At 37.5% G+C, this 14,300-nt stretch carries 5 protein-coding genes; 3 read left to right on the forward strand and 2 right to left on the reverse strand.

The features are described 5' to 3' along the window. Positions 1 to 966: 966 nt before the first annotated feature. Positions 967 to 1,986 carry a proline-specific peptidase family protein gene (locus tag LPB89_RS11540; RefSeq protein ID WP_230701953.1) on the reverse strand — a complete coding sequence of 340 codons (1,020 nt, stop codon included), beginning with the start codon at positions 1,984 to 1,986 and terminating at the stop codon, positions 967 to 969. Positions 1,987 to 2,104: 118 nt separating this feature from the next. Then, positions 2,105 to 3,751 carry a tetratricopeptide repeat protein gene (locus LPB89_RS11545; RefSeq protein WP_230701954.1) on the reverse strand — a complete coding sequence of 549 codons (1,647 nt, stop codon included), beginning with the start codon at positions 3,749 to 3,751 and terminating at the stop codon, positions 2,105 to 2,107. Between the two features lie 581 nt (positions 3,752 to 4,332). Between LPB89_RS11545 and LPB89_RS11550 the strand changes: the two genes are divergently transcribed. The 3 genes from LPB89_RS11550 to LPB89_RS11560 all read left to right on the forward strand — a co-directional run bounded on the left by LPB89_RS11550 (position 4,333) and on the right by LPB89_RS11560 (position 14,088). Beyond that, positions 4,333 to 12,099, forward strand: a complete 7,767-nt coding sequence (locus LPB89_RS11550) for a S8 family serine peptidase (RefSeq protein ID WP_230701955.1) — start codon at positions 4,333 to 4,335, stop codon at positions 12,097 to 12,099. Positions 12,100 to 12,230: 131 nt separating this feature from the next. After that, the gene (gene porV / locus LPB89_RS11555; RefSeq protein ID WP_230701956.1) at positions 12,231 to 13,385 is read left to right on the forward strand and encodes a type IX secretion system outer membrane channel protein PorV; all 1,155 of its coding nucleotides are present in this window, start codon (positions 12,231 to 12,233) and stop codon (positions 13,383 to 13,385) included. A gap of 190 nt (positions 13,386 to 13,575) precedes the next feature. Next, a complete protein-coding gene (locus LPB89_RS11560; RefSeq protein ID WP_230701957.1) occupies positions 13,576 to 14,088 on the forward strand; it encodes an NADPH-dependent F420 reductase in 513 nt (170 codons plus the stop codon). Positions 14,089 to 14,300: the final 212 nt, after the last annotated feature.

Here is a 14,300-nt window from a genome sequence, read left to right on the forward strand (position 1 = left end):
CAAGTATTGGAATTTGGGGCTTGTCCCGCTGGCTGTCGGGATTGGAGATTTGTATTTATACCTCAGTGCGTTAGGGATCGCAGCGATATCCTTTTGCGGGGAATGTCAGATCTGTAAATAGCCACGTGAAGCAATCCCGCAAAAGATTTAGCGAAGAGCACGGCCCAAAGGGAAACGCCCAAAAGTAATACCTGATGATGTTTTAAGAAGTGATTTTCTTGATGGATTTTAACCGCAAAGCACGCAAAAGGGTTTACTAAATCCTCTGAAATCGCAAAGGACGCAAAGCTGTGCGGAAAGTATTGGAATTTGGTGCTTGTCCCGATGGCTGTCGGAATTGGAATTTTGTATTTATACCTCAGTGCGTTAGGGATCGCAGCGATATCCTTTTGCGGGAATCCCAAACCTGTGACGAAGCCGGCCTAAATCAATTCCGCAAAAGATTTAGCGAAGAGCCCGGCCCGAAGGGAAACGCCCGGATGAAATACACATGTAGTAAGAATTGATTTGTTGATGGATTTAACCGCAAAGTGCGCAGAAGGGATTTGAAAATGACTTTAAATTGCAAGGTACGCAAAGCTGTGCGGCAAGTATTGGAATTTGGTGCTTGTCCCATGGCTATCGGAATTGGAATTTTGTATTTATACCTCAGTGCGTTAGGGATCGCAGCGATATCCTTTTGCGGGTATCCCAAACCTGTAGCGAAGCCGAACTAAACCAATTCCGCAAAAGATTTAGCGAAGAGCCCGGCCCAAAGGGAAACGCCCAGATGAAAAATAGCTGATGTAGTAAGAGATAATTTGGCTAAATTAGGATTGGAATTTTTTTATCTACTCAAGGTGTAGTAATTAACAATTTGCAAAGGGATAATAAAAATATTCTTAAAATATAAGTAACTGTAAGTATGTAATAGAAAAAAACAGCAACAAAAAATATTGTAACTGTTTAATTATTTTTTTTCAGATTTTATAACTTATTATCGTTGACATCATTGATAAACCGGATAACTCCGCTCATAAAAACTTTTTGATCATCCCACATGGCCAGGTGACTTCCGTTTGGACAATATAAATAACGTCCGTTCTGAACTAGCTTACTTTGCTCTTCCATTGCTTTAGGATCCATCGTATCATATTTAGCGCCAATCATGAGGGTGGGGGTTGCAATTTCATGCAGGCGATTCTTAATATCCCATTTGGCTAAACGACCGCTTATACCAAATTCGCTTGGTCCTTGCATCAATGTATAGATTTCTCCATTAACGTGTTTACTGGCACGGTTTAATCCGTCTGGCCATTCTTTTAATCTGCACAGGTGTTCTTTGTAGAAATTAGGAATTAAAAGTTCCATATAACGTGGATTGTTAAAGTCTTTTTTAGCTTCCAAAGACCTGATTTCTGCCAATATCTCCGGTTTCATTTGTTTGGCTAATACTTCATCAGCATATTTGCCATATTCCGGAGCACTGGCTACCATATTGGAAACTAACAGTCCTTTTAGATTTTTTTGGTATTTTAAGGCATATTCCATGGCCAGAATTCCTCCCCACGAATTTCCTAATACATAAAAATTATTTTTATCTGCTCCAATAGCTTTTCGAACCTGCTCTACCTCTTCTACAAATCTTTCGGTAGTCCATAAGCTGCTGTCCTTTGGCTGATCACTGTAATAGGATCCTAATTGATCGTATTCATAAAATTCAAAGCCTTCACGCTGAAAAAAAGTTTCAAAGCATTCCATATATTCATGAGTCATCGCCGGTCCTCCGTGCAAAAGCAATACTTTTATCTTCGGATTAGTACCAAAACGTTTTGTCCAGACTTTAAAATCCCCTACAGGTGTTTTAATTGGAATCATTTTTACACCGGCTGATTCTACAGCATCCTCCTGATTATAGGTGAAATAGTTGGAAAGGGAATCTGATTTGGGCTCGTTTTTACAGGAACAAAAGACTAAGAGTACTAATAAGAGGAGAGTAGAACGCATATTTGTTGGAATTAAAGGATAAGGGATTAAATTTCTTTTAAACTAAATTACAAATTAAAATTCGATAAATAACTGAGCTGTTAATTGGGTACTCTTTTTGTCTGTTTGATATATTAATCTATATGTTTTCTAAAAAAGTGACCAGATTAATATCCTCATTTTGAATATTGAGTTTCTTTCTCAACCTTGCCCTTGCCACATTCAGACTGTTATAAGACTGACGTGTAAGTGCGCAAATTTCTTTTGTGGTCATGTTTAACCTTAGAAAGGCACAAATCCTTTTCTCATTGAGTGTTAAGTCCGGATATTTAGTGTTTAATCGTTCATAAAATTCGTTATAAACCTGACTAAAGCGGACTTCAAATTCTTTCCAGATATCGTCATCCTGAGCGCTTTTAATGTCTATTATTATCTTTTGAATAACTTCCTGATCATTTTTCTTCATTTGCTTTTTCAAATCTACCAAACGATTTGAAATTTCAGTATTGAACTCGTTCTTTTTTAGGAGGTACATGATATTCGTTGTAAGCTCTTTGTTCTTAAACTCTAATTCTCTTTTTAAAGTGTTTTCCCGCAATGAAAGTTCCTTGTTACTCAATTCAGCGCTTTCTTTTGCCAGTTGCTGAATTTTGGCTTTGGTTTCCTGAAGCCGATACATAATGATAGCGATAATAATTCCCAGAATTAAAACGATAGCAATAATAGAGTATACAAGTTCTTTTTGGCTTTGCGCTATTTTGGCAGTTTGGTTTTCTTTATCAAATTTGTACTGCATTTCTGCCCGGGTAATCTTTTTTTGGTTTTCTTTATTAAAAAGGCTGTCGCTTAAAGACTTATATGCAACGTGATAGTTGTAGGCATTTTTGTAATCTCCTTTTCCGGCCATTACAAGGCTAAGTTCGTCTAAAACGGATGCTCTTGAAGAGGATGAATTCGCTTGTTTACATAGCTTAAGACTGTTAAGCAAGTATTCTTGTGCTTTATCAAATTGTTTTTTTTCTTTATAAAGCCTTCCTAAGTGATAATTGGATTTGCATAGCCCGAATATATCGGATTCTTGTTTTCTGATATTAAGGGCTTCTATAAAAATGGCTTCAGCAAGGTCATAGCGTTTTCCTTTAAGATAGATAATTCCCATATTGGAATATACGGAGGACAGATTTTCATTGTCCTTTGCCTTTTTGCTGTGTGTCGAGGCCTGCATAAAATACTCAAGCGCGATATCGGTCTGGTTTTTATTATCATAAATAATCCCAATATTATTGAGTACTTTTCCTTTGATCTGGTGCTCTTTAATTGGATCTTTTATAATTTTTTTATTCAATAAGTCTTCTACCTGCTTGAATTTTACAAGAGCTTTCTCAAAATCTGTCTGATAAAAATAGACTAGGGCAATACTGTTATAGACTTTTAGGATATCTTTTTGAGGAGGGTATTGTTCATAAATTTTCAGTGCTTTTAACTGATATTCGAGGCAAATATCAATGTTGCCTTTTAAAAGATTGGCATTTCCTATATTGGAGTACACTCTTCCTAAAAGGGTGTCCGTAATTTTTTTCTCAAAGGGTAATGCCTTTTTATAATAGAACAATGCAGAATCCAGGTCTCTTTTTTCTAATAGATGTCCCGTTTGAAGCAGCAGATCCACCTTTTTATCCGGTTCAGTACTTTTCTGATATTGAAGTGTAAGACGATCAATATTTTGTGAAAACAGTACATCACAACAAAACAGTAAGATCCCTATATATAGCTGTGAATACTTCAATTTAATTTAATTTTATCCGCTAAACTATGAATTATTTTCGAGTTTTAGAATTATCATTTATGGGATTTGTAAAAACTTTTTTTAAAATTCAGTACAACATCACCTGTAAGGATTTAAAATATACAGCGGATTATTTGCTTGCTCTTATTTAATGGGAGAGTACCCATTAAAAATATCCAGACTTTATAAATAAGGATTTTAGTAGCACTTCCACTTCTAAAATTACTATTCCGCTATACCCATACGTAAAAAAAACTTCGGTAAAAAAAACGCATTTTAAATAGGGTTAAGTCTTGTTTTTAATTCTATAATCAGTGAAAATTTTATTCATGTAAATACTTTGTGTACAGTGTTTTATGGTTACTTGTTATACAAATGTAATGGTTGTTTATTCTCTATATATAAGATGTAACTATTCTTCAAAGCCGAACTATTTGATTTTTCCATATTCTTGTTGCGAAACATTTAATGTTTTGTTTAAATAGCAGACTATTTTCATAAAAAATTATGATTAGTAATTAAACTTAAGTAGGATCTATTGCCAATACATTGAATTATTAACTAACCAAAAAACAACTTTAATGACAAATTATTACAAAAGAGGAAATCGATTATTATGGTTTTTTATTTTTTCGCTTTGGTCTGTTTTTTCCTTTGGTCAGCAAGCGACCTTTAAAGAAGGTGTCAAACAAGGTTCTGTAAAGATTAAATTTTCAGGACAATTGTCACAAACTTTAAAGAAAATGAATGTGACTACAGGGAAAAAACTTACAACAGGAATTCAGGCATTTGACAAGGTCTCTGCTAAGGTTGGAGCCCGGAATATGCATAGGCTGTTTCCTGAAAACCCTAATCCGATATTAGAAGCAAAATTGCGAAAGCACAAACTTGATTTATGGTATGTTGTAGATATTGACGCGAACCAGAGCGTTAAAGAAGCAGTTCAGAAGTATAAAGGAATTGCTGAAATTGAGACTGCTGAAACAGAGAAGCAAAAAGTGCTTTCGGATTATAATTTTACACCAGTTAAAAGTATTCCTAAGAAGAAAACTTCCGGAGCAGCTTCTTATTTTAATGATCCCAGTTTGCCGGATCAATGGCATTATAATAATACAGGACAAACGGGATATCCGAATGGTTCCGACATTAATTTATTCAAAGCGTGGGATGTCGTAAAGGGTAATCCGAATATTATAGTTTCAATACATGATCAGGGAGTAGATATTGAGCACCCCGATTTAAAAGCGAATATCTGGACCAATTTAGCGGAGCTTAATGGGGTTCCCGGCGTTGATGATGATGGAAATGGTTATACGGATGATATTCATGGATGGAATTTTGACAAAAATACCGGAGCTATTGAAGCGCAACCGCACGGAACTCACGTAGCGGGTACAATAGCTGCCGTAAACAATAATGGGATAGGTGTCTGTGGTGTTGCCGGAGGCAGCGGAAATAATGATGGTACCAGAATAATGTCGGTTCAGACGTTAGGAGGCGGCAGCTTTGAGGAAAGTTATATTTACGCAGCCAATAATGGTTCTGTAATTTCTCAAAACAGTTGGGGATATACCAGCCCGGGAAATTTTGACGAATCGATCAAAGAGGCGATAGACTATTTTATTGCTGAAGCGGGAGATTTTCCCAATAGCCCAATGAAAGGGGGTATAGTAATTTTTGCCGCAGGAAACAGCAACTCTGATGGAGACTGGTATCCGGGACATTATGAAAATACTTTATCTGTAAGTTCTATTGGACCAAACTGGGAAAAAGCCAGTTACTCTAATTACGGTACCTGGGTAGACATTGCTGCTCCTGGAGGAGAAACTGATCTGGGTTCAAAAAATGGTGTTTTAAGTACATTGCCTAAAAACCAATATGGTTTTTATCAGGGAACTTCGATGGCTTGTCCACACGTTTCCGGTATTGCGGCACTTGCTCTGGCAAATCGTAAAAGTCAGTTAACACCAGAAGTTTTGAGAACAAAACTTATAACAGGTGTTGTTGATATTGACAGTCATAATCCTGACTACGCAGGAAAATTAGGTTCAGGACATATAGATGCATTTTTGGCCATTCAAAATAATGCCGGTGTTACTCCAAATGCTATTACCGATTTAGCTTTAAAAGGAATCGCACAGGAATTTGCTAATTTATCCTGGACTGTTCCAACTGATACAGATGATATGCAGCCTGTGGATTTTCGTATTTACTACAGTACTTCACCTATAACAAAGAGTAATATTGCATCGGCACAATATGATATTATTAAAAATACCGCTCTGCCGGGAGAAATTATTACTCATTCGGTTAACGGACTTTTGGGACTTACATCCTATTATTTTACCGTGATTTCGGGTGACAGATGGAATAATTTATCTGAATTATCGAATATTGTCCAGGGTACCACAAATGAGGGACCAAAAATAGATGTTGATAACACTAGTAAGGACATTGTAATTGATGTGGATGCCAGTACTTCTTTTAAAGGATCACATGAAATGACAATCTTAAACAACGGAGAAGGGGTTTTGAGATGGGAGTTTGCAGCTCGTCATAAAGATGCTTCTCTTTCCTATTCTGCCAAAAACATACACTATCCTTCTGCTAAAACAACAAAAGTTGCGGCTGCAGGTAAAGTAGGCAGAAGAAAATCTCAGATTGCAGCATCTTCTAAAACTGCAACTGCTAAAGCTTCTGAATTTAATCCGCAAGAAAAAAGTTTTTGTGATTACCCTACAGATCTTATTGGAGATACCGATGTGAATATTCCAAATTCAGCTGCCACAAAATATGTGGTCAGCGAAACGGATGGTTTCAATCTGACACAAATTGTGAGTTACCTTCAGGTAGATCCTGCATTAGGCCCTGTAGTTTTTGAAGTTTATAAAGGAACTCAGCTTAAGAAAGAAAATCTAATTTATGCACAGGAATATAGGCCTGCAAGTGCCGCTCAGGGTTATGCATATGTTACATTAGATGAACAATTGTATTTTCAGCAAGGAGAGACTTTTTGGGTTGTAATGCATATTCCGGCAGGAAATCTTTATCCTTTATCTATTGGTTACGAGAATTCACCGGAAGGATCTGACAATTGTTTTATTTCTTTTGACTCAGGACAAACCTGGGGACCATTAGGCGTTGCACTGGATAGCAATGATTTTGCATGGTTTAGTATTGCGAGAAGCCAAAACAAATATTTAGGAGAATATCTGTCGATGGATCCTGCTAACGGAGAATTAAATGGAAATACGACACAAAACACAACTCTTTCAGCCGATGCCTCTAAGCTGATTAACGGTACTTATCATGCAAATGCTATTTTAAAATCTAATGATGGAACGAACAGAGCGCTGAAGCTTCCGGTTACTGTTAATGTATCAGGTCAGCAGCCGGTTCTTAAATCTGTTGAAAAACTGGACTTTTCCAGTGTTTTTAAAGGGACTTCCAAGGAAATGGAATTTGTAGTTAAAAATACAGGATTGGGTAATTTCAATGATATTGCCGTAAATATTTCTAATCCAAATTTCCAGCTTACCAGTTCAGCTCCGAATCAAATTACTGCGGATAGTGAAGTGCTGCTGAAAGTTAAATATACACCAAATGCTACAGGAAACGATAATGGTTTTGTAACGCTCACTTCTGCCAGCAGTCCGAAAACACTAAGAGTTATTTTATTCGGAGTAAGTGCTGAGCCTGCCAAAATAGTGGTGGATCCAATGACGCAATTGATTGATAATGTTGCATTGGGAGATCAGGTAACGGCTTCGGTTACCGTTAAAAACGAAGGCCAGGCGGCATTGAAATATTTTATTCCAAAATATGACCAATCCGGAACAAGTGACACGTGGGAAGGCGGTTATCATAAATACGGATATAAATACCGTACAAATTATGCTTCTGAAAGTGCTCCATTAGCTTACGAATATCAGGATATTTCAGGTTCAGGAACAGATATTACCAATTATTTTAAAGCAGAGGCTGACAGGTACTTTCCTGTTGAAATGGGATTTGATTTTCCTTACTATGCTGAAAAAATGAAAAAACTTTATGTGAGTTACAGAGGTTTTACAACTTTTGATGATACCGTTAGACCTATTAATGCTCCGGATTTAGATGGAGCGCCCTATTCTCCGAAAGGATATATTTCTCCTTTAGGAACTTTTGTTGAATTGGCTGCCGGAGGTGCTGTTTATTATAAAGTAGAACCGGATAAAGTGATCGTGCAATATACCAATCTTACCGATGGATCCTCCGGAACTTTAACGACACAAATGGTATTATTTGCAGATGGTAACATTCGTTTCTATTATGACAATATTACTTTTTCTGAGCAGGATCTGGCTTATCTGAACATTTTGATCGAAGATTATGCGCAGACAGATGGGATCTTGGTAAATAATTATAATAAAACAACCAAAATTTACTCAGGGCTGGCTTTAGGATTTGATTATCCGGGTCCTGACATGATTACATCTATCAGTAATGCCGGCGGTATTTTGTTGCCGGGTGAATCTGCTAAGATGGATGTCGTTATGGAAACAGCTGCTTTGCATGAAGGCACCATCAACCGATATTTAAATGTTGTCTCTACAGATCCGTTAAATACTCAGGTTAATCCTTTGATTCAAATTAACATCACAAGCGGAGGTAAAGCTGAACTGACTCTTTCTCATACGGATATTAATTTTGGCGATGTATTTCAGGGAGCCGTTGCGGCACGAAAATTTAATATTAAAAATAACGGCACTGCACCAGTAACCTTAACAGGATTTGCTTTAGACAATGCTAAATTTCAGGTTACCGGCGAAACAACTGCAACTATTGCACCCGGATTTAGCAAAGTGTACGATGTAATTATGCCGACAAATCTGGTGGCTGATTTAAGTGATGTATTGCGAATTACGGATGATAAAGGTGGTAGTTATGCGATCACACTTTCCGGAAAAGTATTAGATCCTCCTGGTATTATTGTTGCGGATTTAGATCTGATCACGACGACTTTACAACATGGACAAACGGCTAAGTTTCCATTAAAAATAGAGAATACAGGAATCGCTGATCTTGAAGTAGTGGCTACAGGAACAAACTGGCTGACTGCCTCTGTACCGGTAAGTCCTGCAGAAGCTATTCCAAATTTCACCTACAGTTATGAAACTTTTAATGATGGAACAAATTATCAATGGATTGATATCCGTAAAACAGGAACTCACCTGCCATTACCGGAAGATATTTTTGATACTGATCAGTATTGGAATAAAATAACATTACCGTGGTCTTTTAATTTTTATGGTAAAGAGTATACGGATATAAATGTTGGTACTACAGGATTATTGACTTTTGATACACCGGACGCCAGTGCCGCAATGAATGATATGATCCCGACGGATTTGTTTAAAACCCTTATCGCTCCTTATTGGACGTTTGGTGCTTTTGATACGACAACATATCCGGCAGATGAAGTAGGCGTTTTCTATTATAGTGATGCTGAAAAGATGATTATCTCATGGGAATATTTTTCAAATTTCTTTGGAGGATTGGGAGATCCGACTTCGGCAGAAGTTATCTTTTATAAAAACGGGACGATGAAGTTTCAATATAAAGTGAATGGAACTTCAGATCTGACCACTAATTTAACTGCTATCGGACTTCAGAATGGCGACCATTCCGATTTTGTGGCAATTTCAAATTATGCCAATGTAAATCACGGAAAAGGATTGGCATATGTCATTAATCCGGCGCAAAAACATGTTATTCCTGCAGGAACTACTTTAAATGCTCAGATTGATATTGATGCACGTAATATCTATGCCGGCGAATATTCGTCTAAATTAAAATTACGTACCAATGTTCCTGGTCAGGAATGGCTTGAAAAACCAATTAAATTAACGGTAACAGGGGCACCAGTTATTACTTCAAATCCTGAAGAAATAAATTTTGGTGAAATAATGGTCAATCCTGCTGCGAGCTACACGCGAGAGTTTTCAATTCAAAATACAGGTGCTGAAAATCTTTCGATAACTGCTATTGCTATAGAAAGCGGTTCTGCAGCATATACCCTCGAAACCTATGCTTTTTTTGAAGACTGGTTTGGGGGAGGGTACTGGAGTTGGGCCAATATAAATGACCTTGCAGGTAATTACCCGACAATACTGCCGGGAGAAAACTCTAAATTCAGAATTACATATGCCCCAACGGCAGCTGGTTCTGTAATTGATCATATTGTTATTGAAAGCAATGCAACAGTAGCAAAAATGATGCTTCCAATAAAAGCGGAAGTGATCTTACCTCCGGCTTTAGCAGTACAAACGAATGAAGTTAATAGTGTTGTTAATTATTTAACGGACACCGATACACAATTTGCGACTTTTAATAATAGCAATGGTGGAGGGACTTTAAAATATGAATTGAGTATTGACTACCTCAGAAAAGCTGCAACGGGCAGTACTTCACGCTCCGAAATAATGGCAAAAAAAGCAAAAACCGCCAAAGTTTCTTCTATCGTACGATCTTCTCCTGCGCCTAAAGGAGGAACTGCTGTATACGCTGATCCTGCCTTTAACAGAGTTTTGGCTCACGAGGATAAGATGGCTGCAGATACTCATTTTGGTTATGACGGTGGAGAACCTTTCACAGCGGCAACACGATTTAATGCCGGTAAGGACGGTTTTACGTTATCACATTTCCAGACTTTCATGTTTGCAATGGATAAACCAGCAGGAACGATTGCTTACGAAATACGTGCCGGTGGTTCTTCTGTTGCCGAAGCGACTATAATTGATCAGGGTTATGTGGATTATGTATATGAAGGAGATAAAAACGGGGCATGGGTAACATTGCCTATTAAAGAGCCAAAAGGACTCTATCCGAACGAGGACTTTTATGTTGTGATAACATATCCTTATGAATTGCCTTTTGTACAAGGTGCAGTTGAAGGAATTACAGATACGCCCGGCAGATATACATTGGTTGATAGTGAAGGTAAATGGTATGATTTGCAGGATGCTGATTTATACCCTGGTTATGGATGGATGGTTAGGGCAGGTGAGGAAAAATATACGTCTAATGCCTGGGTTTCAATAAATGGACTTCCAAACGGTGCTGTTGCACCGGGTGGAAAAAAAGAGGTGCAATTGGATTTTACTGCTGCTAATGGAGTACGTGGAGACCAGCATGCTGTTTTAAAAGTGAGAACCAATGATCCTGTAAATGCAGTGGGTCAGATTCCGGTTAACTTACATATTAATGAAGCGCCTGTTTTCTCTAATGTACCTGATGAAGTTACAGTGGTGAATGAAGCTTCTGAAGTAATGGTAAACATTGGCCTGACCGATACAGAAAATCATAAAATTACAGTTACATCTCCAAATGCGCCGACATGGGCAACATTTGAAGTGATTGGTGGCGAAATTGCAATAAAACTTGCTCCGGGTTATGAAACTGCCGGAACGTACACATTGAATTATACTGCTGTTGATGAACTTGGAGCAGCTACAGAAATGGCGTTCGAAGTGAAGGTTTTGAAAACCAACAGGGCACCGGTAGTGATTTCGTCAGAAGAATTGGTTTATTCCAAACTGAACTATTTTGATGTACGTCAGTTTGCGGCTTATTTCTCAGATCCGGATGCTGATAAAATGACTTTCAATGCTACAGTAGCAAATGAAAATATTGTGTCAGTTACAATAGGACAGGAACTTGGTCAATATGTGATTGAAACACATGCTGCGGGTGAAACCGTATTAACCCTGACAGCGACAGATATTTTCGGATTAAGCACTGTACAGCAAATAAAAGTTACCGTAGTAAATAATCGTGCTCCTGTAGCGCTTGGTGCACAATCAATTATATTTAACAAATTATCCGTACAGGAAGCCTATAATTTTGATACTTATTTCAAAGATCCCGACGGAGATCAACTGACCTTTATGGCGACTGTGGCAGATCCGGCAATTGCATCAATAGCCACATCAGGAACTGGTTTTACAGTTGAAAGTATCGCGAACGGAGAAACAGAATTGCTTTTAACAGCTACAGATATTTACGGGGCAAGTGCAGAACAACGTATAACTGTAATTGTGAACCAGTCTGAAGTTATGGAGCTTAATATATTCCCTAATCCTGTTGTGAACATAGTAAATATCAAATGGACAAGCCGTTGGGCTGGAGATGTAACTATTGATGTAGTGGCTCTGAACGGTTCAACTGTACGCCAGTTTAATATTGAAGATGTGCAGCTTAAAACCTACAGCCAGTTAGATTTGAGCACTTTACCAACAGGAGCGTATTTTCTGCATGTGAGCGGAAAAGAGGGAACATCTTCAGTTTTCAAATTTATAAAAAGATAGGGGAGTAAATAATGAAATGCGCAGCGATACAAGAGGGAATGTTTTATAAAATTCTTCTTTATTACATCCAATAGCTTTTGTATCGCAGGCGTATTCCGATTTCAATCCCAAAAAACAATTAACAGATACACATGAAAAAAATATTTCTTTTATTTTCACTACTACTTGGAGTTGGAAATTTAATTGCACAAGGACAAAATAAGGTAATTACTACGGGAGTTCCTTTTTTACAAGTCTCGGCAGATGCCAGAGCATCCGGTATCGGAGATATGGGAGTTGCGACATCAGCAGATGTTTATTCGCAACAATGGAATGCGGCAAAATATCCTTTTTCCGAAAATAAATTTGGTATTGGACTGAGTTATACACCCTATCTGTCCTCTTTATCGCATGATACAGGTCTGCTGAATTTAAATTTTTTCAATAAGATCAACGAAAGAAGTTCGTATGCCTTCAGTCTGCGGTATTTTGGATTAGGGGAAACCGTATTCAAACAAAATGAAGAGGAGCAGGGTCAAATTATGAAACCAAATGAATTGGCTTTTGATGGATCTTACTCGCTAAAATTAAGCGAAAAATTTGCCATGTCCGTTACGGGAAGATATATCCATTCTAATTTACAAATTCAGGAAGCTAATCCTGATGCACGTGCTTCGAGTTCATTTGCTGTTGATATTGCAGGATTTTACCAGACACCTGAAATGGCTTTCAATAGATTCAACGGGATTTGGCGAGGTGGATTCAATGTTTCAAATCTTGGACCTAAGCTGAAATACAACGGGGATACCGCATCTGAAAGTTTTTTACCGGCCAATTTGAAATTAGGAGGAGGTTTTGATTTTATTTTTAATCAGGACCATACGTTAGCCACTTCCGTAGAGTTTAATAAACTGTTGGTTCCGTCACCGCAGGATAACCAGACCAATGCAGAATATCAAAAAGCAGGCTTTGTAAAGGGAGCATTTAATTCGTTTACCGATGCACCGGGAGGTTTTAGTGAAGAAGTAAAGGAAGTAACCTGGGCAGTTGGATTTGAATATTTATACCAAAAATCTTTTGCATTACGTACAGGGTATTTTCATGAAAGCAGTGAAAAAGGCAATCGTAAGTACTTTACTCTTGGATCCGGATTTCAATATAAGAAGGTTAAATTTGACTTTTCTTATCTGAGCTCAGCTTCTAAGCACAATACCGCATTGAATAATGTATTGCGGTTTTCATTATCCTTTGCTATTGGTGATACTATTTTGGAGCACAAGGAAGAAAAGGAAAAAAATAATAACTAAGGCATTCAATACTATTTTGTATTGAGGTTAGAATAAATCATCCCTATAGAACAGGTTGTTTGAAAGAACAGACTGTTTTATAGGGAATTTTCCAAAAATGTAATCCGTGTTTTGAATAAATAGCGTTATACTATAGTATCGATCTCCTTCAAAAAGAAAAGAATAAGGACAAACAAATAAAAAGTATCAGATGAAAATAGGTATCATTGGAGTATGCAGCATTACGTTGGATTATGCCGACAGAGCTGCCAAATCGGGACATGAAGTACTGATAAGCCACATTCGCAACAACAGTTGTTTTAAAGAGGTCGTTCAAAGAATCGGCAGTAATGCAAAATTGGTCAGTGTAAACGAAGCGGCGAAATCGGATATTATAATCCTGTTTATTCCCCGCGAAGATATTGATGCCTTAATGCATGATTTACCGGATATGACAGGAAAAATAGTATTGCACACCAATAATCCGATTTTAAATTTAGATGTTTCTGTACAAAAAACAGGAATAAAATCTTCAAGCGAAACAATAGCTTCCCTATTGCCAGCGGCACATGTGGTAAAAATATTTAATGTATTAGAACCGCATAAGGAAAACCAAAATAAATACGAGATATTTGACACGGCAGCCAATCAGGAAATAAAAGACCGGGTAATTGGTTTTTTGGAATCTTTAAATTTTATCAGACCAGATGGTGCAGAATTATAGCCGTTATCCTCTTATTTTTACCTCCCGAAGCTACTTTTTTTAAGGGATTCTTTATGTACACTCTATATTGAGGAGGAGAATTTTTCTACCTGTGTAATTTAATCAGGAATAGTAGCCCCATATCACAACAAATCTGCTTTTTTACTTCCATGTTACTTCGTATAATACTGCTGCTTTAATATAAACACCATTTGCCGCTGCTCGGCGGAAAT

The organism is Flavobacterium sp. ENC (genome assembly GCF_020991415.1).
Classification (GTDB): Bacteria; Bacteroidota; Bacteroidia; order Flavobacteriales; family Flavobacteriaceae; genus Flavobacterium.

Coding starts and splice junctions, on each gene's coding strand:
- LPB89_RS11540 (WP_230701953.1), bottom strand. CDS start 1,986: ATGCGTTCTACTCTCCTCTTATTAGTACTCTTAGTCTTTTGTTCCTGT.
- LPB89_RS11550 (WP_230701955.1), top strand. CDS start 4,333: ATGACAAATTATTACAAAAGAGGAAATCGATTATTATGGTTTTTTATT.
- porV (WP_230701956.1), top strand. CDS start 12,231: ATGAAAAAAATATTTCTTTTATTTTCACTACTACTTGGAGTTGGAAAT.
- LPB89_RS11560 (WP_230701957.1), top strand. CDS start 13,576: ATGAAAATAGGTATCATTGGAGTATGCAGCATTACGTTGGATTATGCC.